19 protein-coding genes are annotated in these 19,094 nt (G+C 64.9%); 8 read left to right on the top strand and 11 right to left on the bottom strand.

Going from position 1 to position 19,094, the window contains the following annotated elements:
- The first annotated feature begins 597 nt into the window (after positions 1-597).
- From ACFWAY_RS21015 to ACFWAY_RS20990, 6 genes are all read left to right on the top strand, one after another.
- Entirely contained in the window at positions 598-1,398 is an 801-nt protein-coding gene (locus ACFWAY_RS21015; RefSeq protein WP_378511966.1) for a crotonase/enoyl-CoA hydratase family protein, read from the top strand.
- Between the two features lie 83 nt (positions 1,399-1,481).
- On the top strand, positions 1,482-2,675 hold the full coding sequence (locus ACFWAY_RS21010; RefSeq protein WP_378511965.1) for a thiolase family protein: 1,194 nt from the start codon (positions 1,482-1,484) through the stop codon (positions 2,673-2,675).
- Between the two features lie 40 nt (positions 2,676-2,715).
- Positions 2,716-3,477: a 3-hydroxyacyl-CoA dehydrogenase gene (locus tag ACFWAY_RS21005; RefSeq protein ID WP_378511964.1), complete on the top strand. Its 762-nt coding sequence runs from the start codon at positions 2,716-2,718 to the stop codon at positions 3,475-3,477.
- Positions 3,478-3,514: 37 nt separating this feature from the next.
- Positions 3,515-4,129, top strand: a complete 615-nt coding sequence (locus ACFWAY_RS21000; protein ID WP_378511963.1) for a TetR/AcrR family transcriptional regulator — start codon at positions 3,515-3,517, stop codon at positions 4,127-4,129.
- Positions 4,130-4,153: 24 nt separating this feature from the next.
- Complete coding sequence (locus tag ACFWAY_RS20995; RefSeq protein ID WP_378511962.1) at positions 4,154-5,137, top strand: NAD(P)H-dependent flavin oxidoreductase; 984 nt, start codon at positions 4,154-4,156, stop codon at positions 5,135-5,137.
- 26 nt (positions 5,138-5,163) lie between these two features.
- Positions 5,164-6,321, top strand: a complete 1,158-nt coding sequence (locus ACFWAY_RS20990; RefSeq protein ID WP_378511961.1) for an acyl-CoA dehydrogenase family protein — start codon at positions 5,164-5,166, stop codon at positions 6,319-6,321.
- A gap of 72 nt (positions 6,322-6,393) precedes the next feature.
- Here the strand turns inward: ACFWAY_RS20990 and ACFWAY_RS20985 are convergent, their stop codons facing one another.
- Positions 6,394-6,522 (bottom strand): hypothetical protein, encoded by a 129-nt coding sequence (locus ACFWAY_RS20985; protein WP_378511960.1) that lies wholly within the window; start codon positions 6,520-6,522, stop codon positions 6,394-6,396.
- 60 nt (positions 6,523-6,582) lie between these two features.
- Between ACFWAY_RS20985 and ACFWAY_RS20980 the strand changes: the two genes are divergently transcribed.
- Both ACFWAY_RS20980 and ACFWAY_RS20975 read left to right on the top strand, forming a co-directional pair.
- Positions 6,583-7,617 (top strand): IS630 family transposase, encoded by a 1,035-nt coding sequence (locus ACFWAY_RS20980; protein ID WP_378511959.1) that lies wholly within the window; start codon positions 6,583-6,585, stop codon positions 7,615-7,617.
- A gap of 135 nt (positions 7,618-7,752) precedes the next feature.
- Positions 7,753-8,091 (top strand): hypothetical protein, encoded by a 339-nt coding sequence (locus tag ACFWAY_RS20975; RefSeq protein ID WP_378511958.1) that lies wholly within the window; start codon positions 7,753-7,755, stop codon positions 8,089-8,091.
- 316 nt (positions 8,092-8,407) lie between these two features.
- Here the strand turns inward: ACFWAY_RS20975 and ACFWAY_RS20970 are convergent, their stop codons facing one another.
- From ACFWAY_RS20970 to ACFWAY_RS20925, 10 genes are all read right to left on the bottom strand, one after another.
- Positions 8,408-8,941: a DoxX family protein gene (locus ACFWAY_RS20970; protein WP_378511957.1), complete on the bottom strand. Its 534-nt coding sequence runs from the start codon at positions 8,939-8,941 to the stop codon at positions 8,408-8,410.
- A 164-nt stretch (positions 8,942-9,105) separates the two neighbouring features.
- On the bottom strand, positions 9,106-10,080 hold the full coding sequence (locus ACFWAY_RS20965) for a PDR/VanB family oxidoreductase (RefSeq protein ID WP_378511956.1): 975 nt from the start codon (positions 10,078-10,080) through the stop codon (positions 9,106-9,108).
- Positions 10,077-10,490 (bottom strand): lipocalin-like domain-containing protein, encoded by a 414-nt coding sequence (locus ACFWAY_RS20960; RefSeq protein ID WP_378512032.1) that lies wholly within the window; start codon positions 10,488-10,490, stop codon positions 10,077-10,079. Before ACFWAY_RS20960 ends, ACFWAY_RS20965 begins: the two co-directional genes overlap by 4 nt.
- A gap of 41 nt (positions 10,491-10,531) precedes the next feature.
- A complete protein-coding gene (locus ACFWAY_RS20955; protein ID WP_378511955.1) occupies positions 10,532-12,001 on the bottom strand; it encodes an aldehyde dehydrogenase family protein in 1,470 nt (489 codons plus the stop codon).
- Positions 11,998-12,537 carry an enoyl-CoA hydratase/isomerase family protein gene (locus ACFWAY_RS20950; protein ID WP_378511954.1) on the bottom strand — a complete coding sequence of 180 codons (540 nt, stop codon included), beginning with the start codon at positions 12,535-12,537 and terminating at the stop codon, positions 11,998-12,000. The genes ACFWAY_RS20955 and ACFWAY_RS20950 overlap by 4 nt, the downstream gene beginning before the upstream one ends.
- Before the next feature lie 48 nt (positions 12,538-12,585).
- Positions 12,586-13,353 carry an enoyl-CoA hydratase/isomerase family protein gene (locus tag ACFWAY_RS20945; RefSeq protein WP_378511953.1) on the bottom strand — a complete coding sequence of 256 codons (768 nt, stop codon included), beginning with the start codon at positions 13,351-13,353 and terminating at the stop codon, positions 12,586-12,588.
- Positions 13,350-14,549, bottom strand: a complete 1,200-nt coding sequence (locus tag ACFWAY_RS20940; protein ID WP_378511952.1) for an aromatic ring-hydroxylating dioxygenase subunit alpha — start codon at positions 14,547-14,549, stop codon at positions 13,350-13,352. The genes ACFWAY_RS20945 and ACFWAY_RS20940 overlap by 4 nt, the downstream gene beginning before the upstream one ends.
- A gap of 76 nt (positions 14,550-14,625) precedes the next feature.
- A complete protein-coding gene (locus tag ACFWAY_RS20935; RefSeq protein ID WP_378511951.1) occupies positions 14,626-16,269 on the bottom strand; it encodes an AMP-binding protein in 1,644 nt (547 codons plus the stop codon).
- A gap of 237 nt (positions 16,270-16,506) precedes the next feature.
- On the bottom strand, positions 16,507-17,016 hold the full coding sequence (locus tag ACFWAY_RS20930; protein WP_378511950.1) for an AMP-binding protein: 510 nt from the start codon (positions 17,014-17,016) through the stop codon (positions 16,507-16,509).
- Positions 17,017-17,079: 63 nt separating this feature from the next.
- A complete protein-coding gene (locus tag ACFWAY_RS20925; protein ID WP_378511949.1) occupies positions 17,080-18,858 on the bottom strand; it encodes an amidohydrolase family protein in 1,779 nt (592 codons plus the stop codon).
- Between the last annotated feature and the right edge of the window lie 236 nt (positions 18,859-19,094).

Raw genomic sequence — 19,094 nt, 5'->3', positions numbered from 1 at the left:
TACGAAGACGCCAGAATTGCCGCATGCGCCAGGTGGCGGAAATACACGAACGAGCCCGCGTTCCCCCGCCGAGCTCACCCCAGTGGATGCGGTGCAGCCCCAGGGGCGACGAGCACCTGCTTCTCGGTGTAGCCCGCTATCCGACGCAGCAGGGCGTCGGTGTCGGCACCCAGGGGCGGAGGCAACACCAGAGCGAGCGGCAATCAGGCTCGCCAGGCCAGTGGTTGATCGGACACATCGACAACAACAGCACCATCCGCGACACGCTGAGAAAATTTCTTCGTTCCCACACTCCTGCGCCACCGGTTTGTCCGACCGCCACCGTGAGACGGCACGCGGAGCAGTCCCTGCAGGTTCGCGCACGTCCCCGAGCCGGAGCCCGCCGGGTGCGTGGCTTGATCGGAGCCTCTCCTCCTGCCTGTTACTGCGCCGGTGAATGTTTTCGAATAGATCCCCGCGCCAGGTCTTCCCTTTTCCATCCCTGCCAGACGAACTCGACGATGGGTAGGCCACGTCGACCATTGACCGAATAAACCTAATTATGATAGATATTTAGCGCTAGCTAAGCAGAAGTTCGAGCTCGACAAGGGAGTACACATGGCCGACGCACCGGCGACCGCAGAGCCCGCCGCACTGTACGAGCGCCGCGGCGGAGTTGCGATCATCACGCTCAACCGCCCGCGCTCGCTCAACGCCGTCAACGCGGCGCTGTCCACCGCTGTCGGCACCCTGCTCGAGCAGGCGGAGAACGACAATGAGGTACGCGTGGTAGTGCTCACCGGTGCAGGCCGCGCATTCTGCGCAGGCGCCGACCTCAAAGCCCTCGCCGCCGGGGAGTACAGCGCCGCGGACGGGCACCCCGAATGGGGATTCGCCGGCTACGTCCAGCACTGGATCAGCAAGCCGACCATCGCGGCCGTCAACGGGTTCGCGCTCGGCGGCGGCACCGAACTGGTTCTCGCCAGTGACCTTGCGGTGGTCGATGAAGAGGCCAGGCTGGGGCTTCCCGAGGTCAAGCGTGGCCTGTTCGCCGCCGCGGGCGGGGTGATCCGCCTGCAGCAGCAGATCCCGAAGAAGGTAGCGCTGGAGATCGCGCTCACCGGCGAACCGATCACCGCGGCGCAGGGCAAAGCGCTGGGCCTGGTCAACCGGGTCGCCCCGGCCGGCACCGCACTCGACGTGGCGCTCGAACTCGCCGAGACGATCGCCGCGAATGCGCCGCTGTCGGTGCGCGAAACGAAGTCGATGATCCACGGCACCGCGACCGGCGCCGACTGGGAGCCCGGCGTGTGGGAAGCCAACACCGCCGCCATGAAGGTCGTCTTCACCAGCGACGACGCCAAGGAAGGCCCCACTGCGTTCGCCGAGAAGCGACAGCCGGTCTGGCAGGGTCGCTGACCCTACCCACGATCACGGCCCGGCGTTCTGCGACTCCACCAGGACGCCGGGCCGCACCAACATCTCTCACGAAGGAACTCATCATGACCAACGCTGTCATCGTCGACGTCGTCCGCCTCGCCTCCGGTAAGGGCAAGCCCGGCGGCGCGCTGTCGGGCACGCACCCGGTGGAACTGCTGGCGCACGTGCTGCGCAGCATCGTCGAACGCAACGGCATCGACCCCGCACAGGTCGACGACGTCATCGGCGGCTGTGTCGGTCAGGCCGGCGAGCAGGCCCTCAACATCTCCCGCACGGCGGTGCTGTCGGCCGGATTCCCGGATTCGGTTCCGGCCACCACCGTCGACCGCCAGTGCGGCTCGAGCCAGCAGGCGGCGCACTTCGCGGCGCAGGGCGTGATCGCCGGCGCCTACGACATGGTGATCGCCTGCGGTGTGGAGTCGATGTCCCGCGTCCCGATGGGCACGACGACCATCGGGCAGGACGCGTCCGGCCCGGGCATCGCCGCCCGCTACCCCGAGGGACTCGTCAACCAGGGCATCTCCGCCGAACTGATCGCCGCCAAGTGGAAGTTCGACCGCGACACCCTCGACACGTTCTCCGCGCAGTCACATCAGCGTGCCGCCGACGCCCTGTCGAAGGGGCTGTTCGACAAGGAGATCGTCCCGATCTCGGTCACCAACGCCGCCGGTGAGACGGTGACGCACACCGTCGACGAGACCGTGCGCGCCTCCACCACCGCCGAGGGACTGTCCGGGCTGAGGTCGTCGTTCTACTCCGAGAAGTACGCGGCCCGGTTCCCCGAGGCGCAGTGGCACATCACGCCGGGCAACTCGTCGCCGCTGACCGACGGCGCGTCCGCGGCGCTGATCATGAGCGAGGAGATGGCGTCCAAGCTGGGGCTGACCCCGCGGGCCCGGTTCCACTCGTTCGCCGTCGCCGGCGACGATCCGGTCTTCATGCTCACCGCGCCGATCCCGGCGACCAAGAAGATCCTCGCGAGGTCGGGACTGAGCATCGACGACATCGACGCCTACGAGGTCAACGAGGCGTTCGCGCCGGTGCCGTTGGCGTGGGCGCACGAGTTCGGCGCAGACCCGGCCAAGCTCAACCCCTGGGGCGGCGCCATCGCGCTCGGGCACGCCCTCGGTTCCTCGGGCACCCGCCTGCTGAGCACCCTGGTCAACAACCTCGAGGCCACCGGCGGACGCTACGGCCTGCAGACCATGTGCGAGGGCGCGGGCATGGCCAACGCCACCATCATCGAACGCATCTGACCCACCCTCTCGAATAACCCTGCCTCCGAAAGGTATAGACATGATCGTCAACGACAGCGTCGCACTCGTCACCGGCGGTGCCTCGGGCCTCGGCCTGGCCACCACCAAGGCCCTGCTCGCCGACGGCGCCAGCGTCGTCATCATCGACCTGCCCTCGTCCGACGGTGAGACCGTCGCCAAGGAACTCGGCGACCGCGTGCGCTTCGCCGCAGGCGACGTCACCAGCGAGGCCGACGTGTCCGCCGCCCTCGATGTCGCGGAATCGCTCGGACCGCTGCGTGTCGCCGTGAACTGCGCCGGCATCGGCAACGCCATCAAGACCGTGAGCAAGAACGGCGCGTTCCCGCTGGCCGACTTCACCAAGATCGTCACCGTCAACCTGATCGGCACGTTCAACGTGATCCGTCTTGCCGCCGAGCGCATCTCGAAGAACGAACCGATCGACGGCGAGCGCGGCGTCATCATCAACACCGCGTCCGTCGCCGCGTACGAGGGCCAGATCGGTCAGGCCGCGTACTCCGCGTCCAAGGGCGGCGTCGTCGGCATGACCCTGCCGATCGCCCGCGACCTCGCCTCGCTGCTGATCCGCGTCAACACGATCGCTCCCGGCCTGTTCAAGACGCCGCTGCTCGGATCCCTGCCGGAGGCTGCGCAGCAGTCGCTCGGCGCTCAGGTGCCGCACCCCTCGCGTCTCGGCGACCCGTCCGAGTACGGCGCGCTCGCCGCGCACATCGTGTCGAACCCGATGCTCAACGGCGAGACCATCCGTCTCGACGGCGCCATCCGCATGGCACCGCGCTGATCGGCGACCTGTGACTCTGCGCGAGGACGGGCCGACCATGACGGACTCGGCGTACGCCGACTGGCGGAGGTTCGAGGCCCTGCCGCTGACGCCCATCCTCGAGCAGGCACTGGACCTGTTCAACGAGAACGGTTACCACGGCACGACGGTGCGGCAGATCGCCCGCCGTGTCGGGGTGACCGTCCCCGCCCTGTACTACCACCACGAGAACAAGGAAGCCGTCCTCGTCACGCTGATGGACACCGCGGTGCGGGATCTCATCGACCGGTCACTCGCTGCAGTCGCGGACGGCGGCGGCGATCCCGTCATCCGCTTCACCAATTTCGTCGAGGCCGTGGTGTTGAACATGACCCACCGTGCTCGGCAGTCCGCACTCGACTCCGAACTGCGGCACGTCTCGCCGCAGAATCGGCGCAACTATGCGACTACCCGCAAGCGCCTCGAGCTCATGGCATCCGAACTGGTTCGCGACGGCGTCGAGAACGGCGTGTTCGTGGTAGAGGACATCGAGGAGAGCGTGCGCGCGCTCCTCGGCATGGGTCAGTCCATCGCCCGGTGGTACCAGATCGACGGACCGCTGTCCCCCGACCAGGTCGCCTCCCGGTACACAACCATCGCGCTACGGATCGTCGGATACCGACCCACTGACTGAAACACCAACTGCGAGGAGACTTTCGTGCTGTCCACCGCCTTCACCCAGACGTTCGGCGTCCGCCACCCCATCGTGCAGGGCGGCATGCAGTGGGTCGGCCGCGCCGAACTCGTCGCCGCCGTCGCCAACGCCGGAGCGCTCGGCCTGATCACCGCACTGACCCAGCCCACCCCGGAGGACCTCGCCAAGGAGATAGCCCGCACCCGCGAGCTCACCGACCAGCCGTTCGGCGTGAACCTGACGATCCTCCCCGCGATCACGCCGCCGCCGTACGAGGAGTACCGACAGGTCATCATCGAATCCGGAGTCACGATCGTCGAGACCGCCGGCTCCAACCCCGCCCCGCACCTGCCGGACTTCCACGCCGCCGGTGTGAAGGTGCTGCACAAGTGCACCAGCGTGCGGCACGCGATCAAGGCCCAGGATGCGGGCGTCGACGGCATCAGCATCGACGGCTTCGAATGCGCCGGCCACCCCGGCGAGGACGACATCCCCGGTCTGGTGCTGATCGCGGCCGCCGCCGAACAGATCACCATCCCGATGGTCGCGTCGGGCGGCTTCGGCGACGGGCGCGGTCTGGTCGCGGCGCTCGCCCTCGGCGCGGACGGGATCAACATGGGCACCCGCTTCATGTGCACCGCCGAATCACCAATCCACCAGAACATCAAGGAAGCGATCGTCGCAGCCAAGGAAACCGACACCGAGCTGATCTTCCGGCCGCTGCGCAACACCGCACGCGTCGCCAGCAACACCGTCAGCCGGGACGTCATCGAGATTCTGAACCGCGGCGGTCAGTTCCCGGACATCCAAGAACTCGTCGCCGGCGCCCGCGGGCGTCTCGTCTACGAGAACGGCGACCCCGAGGCCGGCATCTGGACCGTCGGCACCGTCCAGGGCATCATCCACGACATCCCCACCGCAGGCGACCTCGTCGAGCGCATCGTCACCGAGGCCGAGGCCCTCATCTCCGAACGGCTCACGGGCATGATGTCACGCGTGACCGTCTGATACACAACCTCTTTCCAGGAGAAGTCATGAAGCGCACGCATTTCGACAGCGACCACGAGGCGTACCGGGAGACCGTACGCGCGTTCCTCGCCCGCGAGATCGAACCGCATTACGAACGGTGGGAGGCCGAACGGCTCATCGACCGATCGGCGTGGCTCGCGGCCGGCAAGTCCGGCATCATCGGACTCGGGGTACCGAAGGAGTTCGGCGGATCCGGGGTGACCGACTACCGGTTCCGGCACATCGTTGCCGAGGAGATCGCTCGCACCGGCACCACGTCGTACGGCGCCGGCCTGAGCATCCAGGACGACATCACGATCCCGTACATCACGCATCTGGGCACCGACAAGCAGAAGTCGCGGTGGCTGCCGAGGATGGTCACCGGCGAGCTGATCGGCGCGATCGCCATGACCGAGCCGGGTGCCGGGTCCGACCTGCAGGGTGTCAGGGCCACCGCGGTCCGCGACGGCAACGAGTGGGTCCTCAACGGCCAGAAGACGTTCATCACCAACGGAATCCTGTCAGACCTCGTCATCGTCGTCGTACGCACCGACCCGAACGCCGGTTCCAAGGGCTTCTCGCTGATTGTCGTCGAGCGCGACACCCCGGGCTTCAGCCGCGGCCGCAAGCTGCACAAGGTCGGCCTCGCCGCCCAGGACACCGCGGAGCTGGTGTTCGAGGATGCGCGGGTCCCGGCGGAGAACCTGCTTGGCACCGAGGGACGCGGGTTCATCCACCTCATGGAGAACCTGCCACTCGAGCGGATCGGAATCGCCGTCAACGCGATCACGTCGGCCCGTGCCGCCTACGAATGGACGAAGAACTACGTGTTCGAGCGGAAAGCGTTCGGCAAGCCGATCGGCGATCTACAGAACACCCGCTTCGTGCTCGCGGAGATGCTCACCGAGATCGAAATCACCGAGTCCCACCTCGATCGCTGTGTGCTCGCGCTCAATACCGGCGAGCTGACAGCGGTCGACGCATCCAAGGCCAAGTGGTGGGCGAGCGAGCTGCAGAAACGCGTGGTCGATCGTGGTGTGCAGTTGCACGGCGGCTACGGCTACATGATGGAGTACCCGATCGGCCGCGCCTACGTGGACTCGCGCATCCAGACCATCTACGGGGGCACCACCGAGGTCATGAAGGAGATCATCGGCCGCGACATCGCCGCTGAGTTCAAGTAAGAAGTAGCTCGCCTCCACGGTGCCGGAAACCTGCGAACGGTCTGATCAGCTGGAGGTTCCCCACACCTGTTTCTAGAGTCCGGCGGCGGCCGCCGCCCCCGGTGTGACGATGCCCGGCAGCAGGAACTGAATGCGTGCCTCGTCGGGGTCCTCACTGAGGACACTGCCGGTCCGCCGTCTAGTGCGCCGTTGCACAAGCATCTTACTAATTAGTTCGTAAGTATGTCGACTATTTGGCCGTGTGTCTGATTGAATCATGGTGTGCGAGATAACGATGGCCGCAAACTCGACCATGCAACCCTTGCTGTGCTGAGAAGGCGTGCGGTGGAGCAGGTTCAGGCCGGGGCGCACCCCGAACAGGTCGCCGAGACGTTGGGGCTGCACCGCAAGACCGTCTACGGGTGGGTCGCGAAGTTCCGCGCCGGGGGCTGGGAGGCGCTCGAAGCGAAACCGGTGCCCGGCCGACCTCCCACCCTCACCGGCGATCAGCTGGCGAGGCTGTATTCGATCATCGTCGGCACCGATCCGCGTCAGCTCGAGTTCGAGTTCGCCTTGTGGACGCGGAACATGATTCGCGAGGTGATAGGCCGCGAGTTCGGGGTCACCATGTCCGAGGTCACCGTCGGCCGGTGGCTCAAAGCGATGGGATTGTCCCCGCAGAAACCCCTCTACCGGGCGTATCAGGCCGACCCCGAGGCCGTCGAGCAGTGGAAGAGCGCGACGTTCCCGAAGATCCAGAAACAGGCGAAGAAGGCGAAAGCGACGATCTACTTCACCGACGAGGCATCCGTGCGCAGCGACTACCACACCGGCACCACCTGGGCGCCGGTCGGGCACACCCCGGTCGTTGCGGTGACCGGGGCCCGGTTCTCGGTGAACATGATCTCCGCGATCAGCGCCAAAGGTGCTCTGCGGTTCTCGATCATCGATGGCACCCTCACCGCAGCGAAGTTCATCGACTTCTGCAAACGCCTGCTCCGCGACAACGACGGGCCGGTGTTCCTGATCCTCGACGGGCATCCCGTCCACCGGTCCAAGGCCGTCACCGCCTTCGCCGACTCCACAGGCGGCCAACTGACCCTGTTCCGCATCCCCGCCTACTCGCCGCAACTCAACCCGGACGAATGGGTATGGAAGAACATCAAACACGACCGCATCGGCCGATCCGGCATCACCGGGCCCGACCAGTTCAAGACCCTGTGCACCCGGGCTCTGCGGCGGCTGCAACGCATGCCGCACCTCGTCCGCGGCTTCTTCGCCGACCCCCACCTCGCCTACATCCGCGCAGCCGCATAACCAGTCGACATACTTACGCTCGCCTTAGTAACAGTCAGCGCGAGAGCGACTGGCGCTCCACGCATTTCCCTCGCCGCGGCGAGGCCCCCAAACTTCCAAGGCTTCCGCCATCCCCGATTAGATATGTGAATTTCCATGAACTCTCGTCAGTACCGCCAATGGCGCCAGCGGCGTCACGCCGCTTGGATCGAAGCCAACCGCAAACGCAACCATCCCGACACCGAGGTCGAGCGCCTCATCGAGTTCGCCATCATGTGGGCACCATTCGGTGGCGCTACCGAGGAGGAAATCCTTGTACGCTTCGGAATGACAACGCACCGGTTCATCGAGCGATTGTGGCAGGTCATCCCTCAATCGAACTGTACCCAAGACGAGATACGTATTTTGGCGAGCGCATACCGCACCATCGCCGAATCGGCGACCCAGGCCGCTGACGTGCCGAGTCCCAACAGCTTGCGAAAGAAATCAGCGTGAGCAGATTTCGGCAGGGAATGAAGTGGAACAGTCATAACGAGACTGACATTCTCGACTTTGCGCTTCTCCGGGAGCCGCGCGAAGGGCCTGCGCCGGAAACGCTGCCGCCTTCTCAATCGATATCAGGGGGTACCAGCACCGGCTCCGAGGCGCTGTGAGGTTCCAGTCGGCCCGACTTCAGGAAGGCATCATCGCTCCCGAACGCACCTACGGGCTGTGTGCAATTTCTGCGCTTGATTGAGATCCCCGCAGAAATCCGGGATATTGGGGTGGCCGATTTCCGAGCCTGTGACCTGCCCAACCCGATTCGGCTCGATCATTGGGATGTCTTCGGGCTCGAATGCGCCGGACGGCGATAGAAGACTGCAAGGTGTGCTGCGGCACCGGCGAGCCCCAGGCCAGCCGCCACCCCGGCGGCCTTCACGCCGGTCAGTTTGCGATCGACACCTAGTAGGCGGTCGACACTGCATGGTCCTGCCCCAAGAGCGGCGAGTGCGACTGTCGCGACAGAGAGATTCATTACGTACTCCCAACCCTCGGACGTAATGAAAAAGCCATTGGGGAGATGAACGGATCGAGCTGCCACTCCCATCGTGCCGACTACTGCGGCGGCACCGACTGGCATGACTGCGCCGGCGGCGATCGCGACGCCGGAGCCAATTTCGATTAGCGAGCTTGTTCTTGCCTGTAGTTTGGGAGACTGGAAGCCGATAGCGCGGAACCAATTTCCTGTTCCCTCAAGTGTGCGGCCGTGTTTGATGCCGTGGGCAACAAGCGTTCCGCCAAGTGCTGTGCGCAACAGCAGTTGCGCGATCGTCAGGCCTGCCGTTCCCTTGCCTTTGCTTGCCATTGTGGCTTTCCTTTGCAGTCGAATTGGACGGCCAGACTAACTAAACTGGATTCAGGGAAGCAGTGGAATCGTGAACGAACCCCAAGCCGCTGTGAATCGATCAGATCGAGCGCAGCGCCGACCGGGACCGACGGTGACGCGGGCACGTGGCACTTCCGAGTGATCTAGAGGTCGACGGTGAGACAGGGTCCCTTTGCCCTGGAAACGCAGGGGAAGAAGACCTCGCCTTCTGCCCGCTCCTCCTCGGTGAGGAGAGCATCGCGGTGTTCAGGTTCTCCTTCGAGAACGACCGTCTCGCAGGTTCCGCACACCCCTTCTCGGCAGGACGTTGGGACCTCGATACCAGCCCCGGCTAACGCGTCTACCGCACTCGTTGCGGCCGGTACCGAGACTGTGCGACCGGATCGGGCGAGCCGGAGCTCAAACGGTCTGTCCTCACCCACCCACGACCGGCCCGCGAATCGTTCCACGTGAAGTGATGAGGCTGGCCATAACTCAGCGTGCTTTTCGAACGCCGCGATGAGCGGTTCGGGTCCGCAGCAGTAGATTGCGGCGGACTCATCGGGCCCAGCGAACAGCCCAGGAAGGTCCAACAGTCCTGACTCGTCTTGAGGTCGGATCTCTACATGCCCCGGGTACCGTGCCGCCAGGTCATGGCTGAAGGCCATCGATGCTCGCTTCCGGCCACCGTGCAGAAGCCGCCAGTCAGCGCCCTTCTCTGCTGCCCGGACAACCATCGGGACGATTGGGGTGATCCCGATTCCGCCGGCGATGAAGAGATAGCGTTCGGATCCCACCATTGGAAAGGCATTCCGTGGCCCTCTTACCGGGATCACGTCACCTTCGCGCAGTCTGTCGTGGACGAACGCCGACCCACCGCGGCTACGGGGCTCACGAAGCACGGCGACGACGAGCTCTGACCTGTCCGCCGGGTCACCGCACAGTGAGTACTGACGGATCAAGTCGCCGGGTAGTACGAGGTCGATGTGCGCGCCGGGCGACCACTCGGGAACCCGGCCGCCTCGGGGGTCGGTCAGTGTCAGCTGAACGACCCCCGAGGCCACCCTGTCCTTGCGGCTCAGCACCATGGGCAGGAGATCCGTTTTTCCCGAGGACACCGCCAAGGTGGTCGCTTTCACGCCGGCCGCCATTCGATGTGGTCGTGAAAGTGTCGGCCAGAGCGGGTGCGTTGCGACGTCGTGCGGAGAACCAGCCGGTCATCGACCCAGGAGATGGACCGCACTAGATCGGTTCCTACATGGTCTGGGTAGAGCGACACCTGGACGTGATGGGTGACAACCGATCCGTTGACATCGTAGGTGCCGCCGTAGCCAGTGAAGCCCAGGGCTGCGGCACTGCGGTCACGATCACTCGCCTCGAAGAACGTGTGGGATTGGTGCCAGGGGCGTTTGGCTCGCATCAGCAGCGCAGACATTCGACCATTCGGTTGGTATGTCAACTGACCTGTGGGGCGGTGTCCGAGTGGGCGTGTGACCACCTCCCGGTCAACGATCCTGGCGAAATCCACCAGAAGCCACGTCCCGACCATGCGCGTGATGTTCGCCTGCCCGATGCAGTCGGCGGCTACAGTCACAGCTGCATACTCTTGATCTCGAGGAACTCCGCAATACCGAAGACGCCACCTTCGCGGCCATGCCCGGATTGGGCGTAGCCGCCGAAAGGAGCTGCGGAATTGAACTTTCCGCCATTCACCTCGACCTGGGCAGTTCGCAGGCGGCGGGCAACTGACAACGCACGATCTTGATCGGCCGACCAGGCCGCCCCCGCGATCCCGTAGTTCGTGCCGTTCGCGATCATGATGGCTTCGTCCTCGGTGTCATACGGAATGATCGACAGGACGGGACCGAAGATCTCTTCCTGCGCAATCCGTGCTGTCGGTGCAACATCGGAAAACACTGTCGGTTCGACGTAGAACCCCTTCAAGAACCCAGCCGCCGGCTCGGCGGACCCGGCAACCAACCGGGCGCCTTCCTCGAGACCAACCCGGATATAGAACAACACCCGGTCACGCTGTGCCGCAGTCACCATCGGGCCGAGCTTGGTCGCCGCGTCGCTTGGGTCTCCCAGACGGTAGTCGGCAACTGCCGCTGCTGCGACAACTTCTGCGTCGGCCAACATTGATCGGGGAACCAACATCCGGCTCTGGGCGTTGCAGCTCTGGCCGCCGTTCAGATAACACGCCCGAACGGTTGATGCGACCGCACGCTCGAACCCCTCGCCCGTAAGATCGTCGAGCAGCACACTGGCCGATTTCCCGCCGAGCTCGAGCGATACCCCCTTGACCGTTTGCGCCGCCAACTCCAGCACTCGCCTCCCGACCCCCGTTGAGCCGGTGAAGCTGATCATGTCGACGCCGGGATGTGCGGCCAGGGCCTCCCCGACGACCGGACCGTAACCGTGAACGAGGTTGAGTACACCCGCCGGAACGCCGACCGAGTCAGCGGCCTCCAGCAGGGCGATCGCAGTCAGCGGCGCCACCTCACTGGCCTTCACGACGATGGGACAGCCGGCGACGAGCGCCGCACCGATCTTGGCCGTGATCTGGTGCAGCGGGTAGTTCCACGGTGTGATGGCGCCGACCACTCCGACAGGCTCGCGCCGAATCAGCGAGTTGCGCAGGGGCTCCTCCCAAGCGATCTGGGACGACGCTGCGGCGGCCTCCCGCAGGTCGACGATGCCGAGCCCGACCTGGGCCCAGCGGGCCACCCGGCGGGGGGTACCGACCTCCGCGACGACAATGTCGGTGATCTCGTCCTGACGCCGTTCGAGCTCATCAGCCAGGGCATTGACCAGTCGGGCTCGTTCCTCCGGCGCAGTGGCGGCCCAGTCCAGGGCAGCCGCTCGGGCAGCGACGACAGCCGCGTCAACGTCGGCTGCTGAGCCGGCGGGCACGATGCCGATGCGCTCCTCCGTCGCCGGGTTCAACACCTCGACCCACTCGTCGACTGCTGGTAGACACCAGGACCCCCCTATGTAGAGGCACTGCTGAACGGATCGCTGCGAGCTGGTTCCCGCGCTGGTCGCGGTCGCGCCGGTCACAGTGCAACTCCGCTGCACAACCGATTCCCGGTGGCGAGGGAACGTGCCATGGACTCGGCCGTTGCTCGCAGGTGCCAGAGCGGAACCACGGCTGTGATCAGGCCTGCGGCGAGAGCGGCGACTGTATCTGGCACGTCCGAGAACGGCGAACCGGGGGGCGGGTCGACAAACCGCACGTGGGTGGCGCAGACAACGGCTGCGGCGCTGGACAGCATATGAAATCCTTCCTGTCGAACCAACCCGTTGACAGCGACGACGAGCGGTACACCGAGATCGACACAGACCGTCGCCGTCCGGTTTTGGTAGTCGGCGTCGGGTTCGTGGTCCATTCCTACGCAGAACGCTTCGGTGCCCGTGCCGATGAGTAAAACGGCGCGGATCTCCGAGTTCGTCCGAACCTCGGTCCACAGTTCTCCCAGTTCTGCCAGGAGGATGTCGTCAAGGGCATTGAGATGGTGGCTGTGGTTGAGCTGGACTACCAGCAGACCGTCGTCCTGCTCGTGCAGCAGACGCGGTTGCGAATGTACGTGGGACATCGGGGCTCTCTCAGGGTCGCTGGGATTGGCCACGGCGTCGGGGTTGTGTCATCCCTGGCCGCGGGAAGCCAGGAACGCAGCGAACAGTTCCGAGGTGCGCTTGGGGGCGAGTGCATGGTGCATCACTGAGTTTTCGGCTTCGGCGCCTTCTGCGAGAGAGCGTCCGGCGTTGTCATGGATGAGCCGTTTGAGCTCGCTGACAGCCGGCGCCGGGTGCTCGGCGATCTGCGCAGCGATCTCTACCGCCTTATCCACGACCTGCGACCGCGGCACGAGGTGGTTGAGCAATCCGGACGCCAGCCCCTCCTGGGCTTCGACCGGTCGTGCGGTCATCAGCCATTCCTTTGCTCGTCCCATCCCCACCAGCGGCGCCAGGTTCCAGGTCGCCATCACTCCCGCGTAGGGGACGGCCGTGACCCTGAAGACCGTTTCGTCGCAGCCGACTCGTATGTCGGCGCAGAGGGCCAGCATGGCACCGCCCCCGAACGTGATGCCGTTGAGTGCGGCCACAATCGGCTTGGGGTAGTCGAAGATCCGCGTCCAGTAGGGTTCGCGACGCAGGTTGCTGAGCAGGGTTTCGGTCTCGTTGAGCGGTTCGAGTTCGCGAACGTCGTATCCGGCGGAGAAGGCTCGTTCGCCTGCGCCCGTCAGCACCACGGCTCCGACCGAGTCGTCCTCGGCCAGCTCGCCGAGCGTGTCGTAGAGCGCGCGATGCAGATCCTGGCTGAGCGCGTTGAGCTTCTCCGGTCGGTTCAGCGTGAGGAGAGCGACATTCTTCCCGAGCCGTTCGACGGTGAGTAGATCCGATTTCGTCATCCGATTTCTCCAGCTTTCTTGTCAGTGTTCGATGTCATGTCGTTGAGGGCGTTTGCATACCGGCCACCGATGTCGGCCATCAGCCGACGGTGTAGGTGCTGGCAGGAGGCCTCGCCGCGGCCGTAGAGGAATGTTCCGTCCGGATTCGACTCGGCGTTCTCCTGGATCGAACGCGCCATGGGCCAGTCCTCGTCGAGCGCGGCGTCACGGAGGATCTCCCAGCTCCGGGTAACCCGCCCCTTCATCCGCTCGTCGAGAATTCCGGGGCGTACGAGGAACCGGATGTGCACCGTAGATCGCGCAGGATTCGTCATGTCCGGCCAGACCACCCAGTGCTCGACGTGATCCGGGGACGCGATGAACATCGAGTTCGGGTAGATCACGAGGTTGCTACCGACGTACTTCCACCCATTTTCGATGGGCTCACCCGACTTGGCGAGTTCGGTCATCTTCATTCGGGGGCTGAAGAGCTGGCCGTGCGGCCCGTAGTTGCGCCACACGCTTGTACCGGTCTCGAGGATCTTGCCCACGGTGTTGGGGTGCAGATACTTCAGATGCAGAATGTCATAGGCCCCGTCCATCAGAATTTTCCAGTTGATGTCGAGAGTGAACTGGTTTTCGATGAAGGTCACAGCGTCGTCGAGTCCGAACGCGGCCACCTGCGCGTCGGCGGGTCCGAGCCAGTCGACGATCGACCGTCCCTGACTCGAAAAGTCGACCCAGACAAACCCGTGCCGTTCCTCGGCATGAGCCTGGGTGAGTCCGTTGCACTTCTTGTCTATCGGCTCGAATGCCTTCTCGTACGGCACATTACGAAGACCGCCATCTGAACCGTAGGCCCAACCGTGGTAGGAACACATGAACACCCGTTTGTTGCCCGATTCGGCTTGCTCGACGCGGCCTCCGCGGTGCCGACACATGTTGAGCGAGACCCGCACCGAACCGTCACGCTGCCGGGCGATGATCACCGAGCGGCCGAGGATCGTCCGTGTGATGAAGTCGCCGGGCGCAGGCAGCTCCGAACTGCGCGCCGCAATGAGCGGTGTGCGTAGCAGCAGGTCGCGCTCGGCGGCGGCGAACTCCTCACTCACGTAGTGCGTGATCGGTACTCGCAGGTCTGCGTCAGCGAGATCCGTTGTGCTATTTCGTAGATGTTCGGTCAGACGTTCGACGACGTCCTCGTTCAGCAAGCTCATGTCGACCCCTTCTCCAGATAACCAATCGGTATTTGATTAATTGCGAGCGCGCAACGACCCGCAGGTCGTCCGCCACTCACCGCGGGACGGCGACCCCGGCAACCTCGCGGTCCCAGGTGCCGTCAGTGACCGGCGTCCGGCGCAACTCGCCCTTCCGAATCTTCGCGGTGGGCGTCCGCGGCAGATCATCGACGAACTCGATGTAACGCGGGACCATGAAGCGCGGCATCCGCTCGACGAGGTGGTCGAATAGTTCCCGCTCGGTCAGTGTGGAGCCGTCGGTCCGGATCACCACGATCTTCACGTCGTCGTCGACGAGGGGACCGGGGCCGGACTCTCCTTCTTCGCTGGCAGTGCCACCATCAGCATTCGCCCGTGCTATGTCCGACGGCACGCCGATACAGGCACACGCGGCCACCTCGGGATGCGCCGTGACGGTGGCCTCGACCTCGAGGGACGAGATGTTTTGCCCCTTGCTACGCAGATAGTCCGCCGCGCGGTCGATGAAGTAGTACGTTCCGTCCGGGTCCCGGCGCAGGATGTCCCCGGTGTGTAGCCAGCCGTTCCGCCAGGCTCGGGCGGTCGCCTCCGGTCGGCCGAGGTACTCCGTCATGAGCAACCAGGGCCGGCGGGAACGGATCACGAACTCCCCAGGTGAACCGTCGGGCACGTCGTAGTCGTTCTCGTCGACGATCCGAGCCTCGAACTCCGGCAGGAGCCGTCCACACGCCGCAGGATCGATCGGGTCGCCCGACGAAATCGGCAAGCCGATCTCGGTCATCCCCCACGCCGTCGACACCTTCACGCCGAAGCGCCGCTCGAACTCCGGGAACCGCACCGGCAACGGGAGCATAATCGCCCGGCAGAGCGGATTGTCGGCATCGTCGGCCTGCATCGGCCGGTTGAGCAGCAGCGACCCGAAACCCATCAGGTGGACGTGGGTACAGCCGTGGCTGCGGATGTCGTCCCAGAACGCGGAGACCGAGAACCGGCTGCGCAACACCACTCGGATGCCCAATTCGACAGCCACGACCAGCGCATACTTGCCCACACCGTGGAACGTGGGCCATGGCGAGTAGATCGCGCCACCCGGGTACTGTCCCGCGCGATCACCGGGAAAGGTGGCCTCCACCGTCATGTACAGCGAGGCCCACGGGGTCAAGACTCCCTTCGAGGGACCGGTAGTTCCCGACGTGTAGACGACCGCGTACGGGTCGCGCTCCTGCGGAGCGGGCCTCTCAGTGGGCTGGGCGGCGCGCAGGAGCTTCTCGAGCAGCGCGATCCGGCCCGGCCAGAACGACGTCTTCGGCGGCTCGTCGACCAGCACCACAGTCTGCAGTTCGGTCAGCTCGCCGGCGATGAGGGAGAGCCGCTCGGCATAGGACGCAGTCGTGACAAGGACCCTGGCGCGGGAGTCGTGTAGGGCATGTGCCAGCGATGAGCCGCGATAATCGGTGTTCAGCGGTGCCTCGACCGCCCCGGTCCAGCAAGTTCCGATCCAGATGGTGTGCGCTCGTACGCTCGGATCCAGCATGGTCGCAACCCGGTCGCCGGGCCCTACCCCGAGCGCGGCCAGCGCGTCGCCAACCCGCAAGGTTTCGAGGTAGAAGTCTCGGTTGCTCCAAGTCTTGTCGTTGCTGACATCTTCGATGAAGGTCTCATCAGGATGGTCGTTTGCCCGGCGGCGGAGCATTTCGGGCATCGTTGGTTTCGGGCCCATCGGGTCCCTCCTTAACTTTGATGAAACAGGCGAGTAGCAGCCCACCCTCAACCGGCACGAGGACCCCCTTGAGGTATCAGACGCCGGTGAGGCGAGGCGGGTGACAACGTTGTCCACGTCCTCGGCTGTGGCCAAACGCCCAACCGGGTCGTGTCGATCACTAGTTGAGCGCGAGTGAACGGACGAACCCGGCCAGGCCTGCCCTATTCGGCGTATATGCACTCACGGTGCTCCCGGTCAGTGCGCCGGACACCCGATGCGGAAAAGACGACGGAGCCACGCCGGACCAGTAGGTGCGGCATCACGTACTTGGTGCAGAGGAAGGCTCCGGTCAGGGTCACGTCGAGGGGTGCGCCGCCAGGTCGCCCGGTCCAGGTCCTCCAGCAGGCCGTCGCTGCCGTCCTCGACCCCAAGAAGAACCTCCGTATTCTTGTGCAGCAAGGCGATCCGGCCGTGATACTCGACTACGGCGGCGATCGCGAACCGCACCGAGTCCTTCTCGGCGACATTGCAATACATCGCAATGGCCGCGGATCCGGTCGCTCCTATGAGCTCGGGCCGGTTTCCCATCAGAATCCCGATTCCATCCCCTGAGCGCACACCCGAGCGGACGAAGCCATCTGCTAGTGCAGTGGAGCGGGCGTCGAGCTCGCGCCAAGGGGTGTCGCGGCCCTCGAAATGCACAGCGACGTGGTCCGGCCGATACGCGGCCCAATAGCGGACTAGACCCGCGAGATTTTGCTGCACGTCAAGTTGCCAGCCTTTCGGACGAGGAGTGGAAAGCGGATTCCGTCGGCCCCGCGGGCCGAGTCAGAGCCGGGCGGGCCGAGCGAGCCGACCCGGGCGCTCTCCGGTGTCTACATCGGCCATTCGGGTCGGAATCCCGCGGACGATCGTGGCGATGTAGCCCTCGGCAGGCTGAATGAACCTACTTCCGCCTGCGGGGAGGTCGTGCAGCATCACCGGGGGGCGGACGGTGAGCCGGTCCAGGTCGATCACGTTGAGATCGGCCCTCAGCCCGATTTTCAACGCACCGCGGTCGTTCAGTCCGAAGGTTTGCGCCGGCTTCGAGGTGAGCTTCGAGACGACCAGTTCGATCGGCAGCCGCTCGCCGCGGTTGCGATCGCGGACCCAGTGAGTGAGGTGGAACGTCGGCACCGACATGTCGGAGATGAAGTTCACGTGCGCACCGGCATCGGACAGACCCGTTACCGTGTTCGGATCGGACAGCATCTCCCGCGCCGCATCAAGATTGCCGTCGACGTAGTTCACCGCGAGGTACATGCCCACGACCGTGCCGCCGTCTTCCAGCAGGAAGTCGTACAGGAAATCCTCCTCGTTCCGGCCTGCGGCAGCGGCCAAGGCCGCCAGGGATTGGTCGAGCGGCGGTTCGTAATCGACCGGATCGGTCATCCGGAATGTGCGCGGTAATGCCTTGCTGAAGAAGCGCGGCATGCTGTTCTCCATCGAGCCCGGGCTCTCGTGGGGGTGGTCCTGCTCGGACAGGATCGCGGCCTTGACCGCGGGATCACGCAGCGCGTCCACCAGCTCGGCGTGCGGCAGCGATTCCGCGAGACGCAGATAGGTGGGCCGACGCATGAAGAGGTGGTAGGCGGTCAGCGTCGTGAGCACCGTGGCCGCACGAGGGATGATCATCGGTGTCAGCCGAGCACCCGCCTCGTTCTCCGCGCGGGTCGTGGCGAGTACTTCGCGGAACAGATTCGGATGCGCCGAGTGCTGCGAGGTCGTGAAAGTGCACCGCACGTCTGCCTTGCGGGAGATCCGTGCGAGCATACGAACCTCCTCGAGGAGCCTATTCGGATCGCCGCCAACGTTGGGCACCTCGGACTCGCCGTTCGCCGGGATGGCCTGCACGATGCCGACCCCACCGGCACGCATCGCCTCGGCGATCGCGAGCAACTCCGCCTCGGGCGCATGGGTGCCAGGCACCGATCTCCCGGACATCGAGCGGTGAAAGAGGATTCGCGACGTGCTGAAGCCCGTCGCGCCCGCCTCGGCGGATTCACGGGCGATCCGGGTCATCTCTGCGATGTCGGCTTCGGTCGCGAGCCCTTCACCGGGCGCTTCCGCGTAGGCCCGCTCACCCATCACATAGTGCCGCAGCGCGGCATGGGGAAGCTGCGCGGCGATGTCTAGCGACCACGAACGGCCGCCCAGGAAACCAAGGTATTCCGTGAATGACTCCCAGTTTCCCCACGGGATGCCCTCGTACAGCGCGGTACCGGGAATGTCCTCGACGCCCTCCATGAGGTCGATGAGCTCCGCTTCCCCACCGGGCCGCACAGGGGCGAAGCCCACTCCGCAATTGCCGATCACAGCCGTGGTCACACCATTGGACGCCGAACCGACAAGCTCGTCATCCCATGTCACCTGACCGTCGTAATGGGTATGCGCATCAATGAATCCCGGTGTCACAACGGCACCGGTCGCATCGATCATGCGGGTGGCCCGTTCGTCGACTCGGCCGAGCGCGACGATCACGCCGTCCCGAATTCCGACGTCGCCCTCGTGGGCCGGAGTACCGAGCCCATCGACAATCGTGCCGCCCTTGATGATCAGATCGAGCATCCTCATACCTCTTTCAGCACTCCGAGATCCGATGTCCAACACTGTTAGATTATGTGTGATGTGTATCGCAGTCAACATCCGCCGGAAACGCAACGTTCCCGCTGTCGTCGCCAACCGGCCAGCCAAAGCGATTTTCATTACTGTTCATTCACGCCACGGCGTCGGAAGTAGGGCCTCCGAAACGCCTCGACCAGCCGTCGGTAAACCTACTAGAGATAGCTTTGCTTGATCAACGT

This window comes from Rhodococcus sp. NPDC059968 (assembly GCF_042738615.1).
In the GTDB taxonomy this organism is placed as follows: domain Bacteria; phylum Actinomycetota; class Actinomycetes; order Mycobacteriales; family Mycobacteriaceae; genus Rhodococcus_F.
This window is presented reverse-complemented; position numbering and strand designations above follow the sequence as displayed.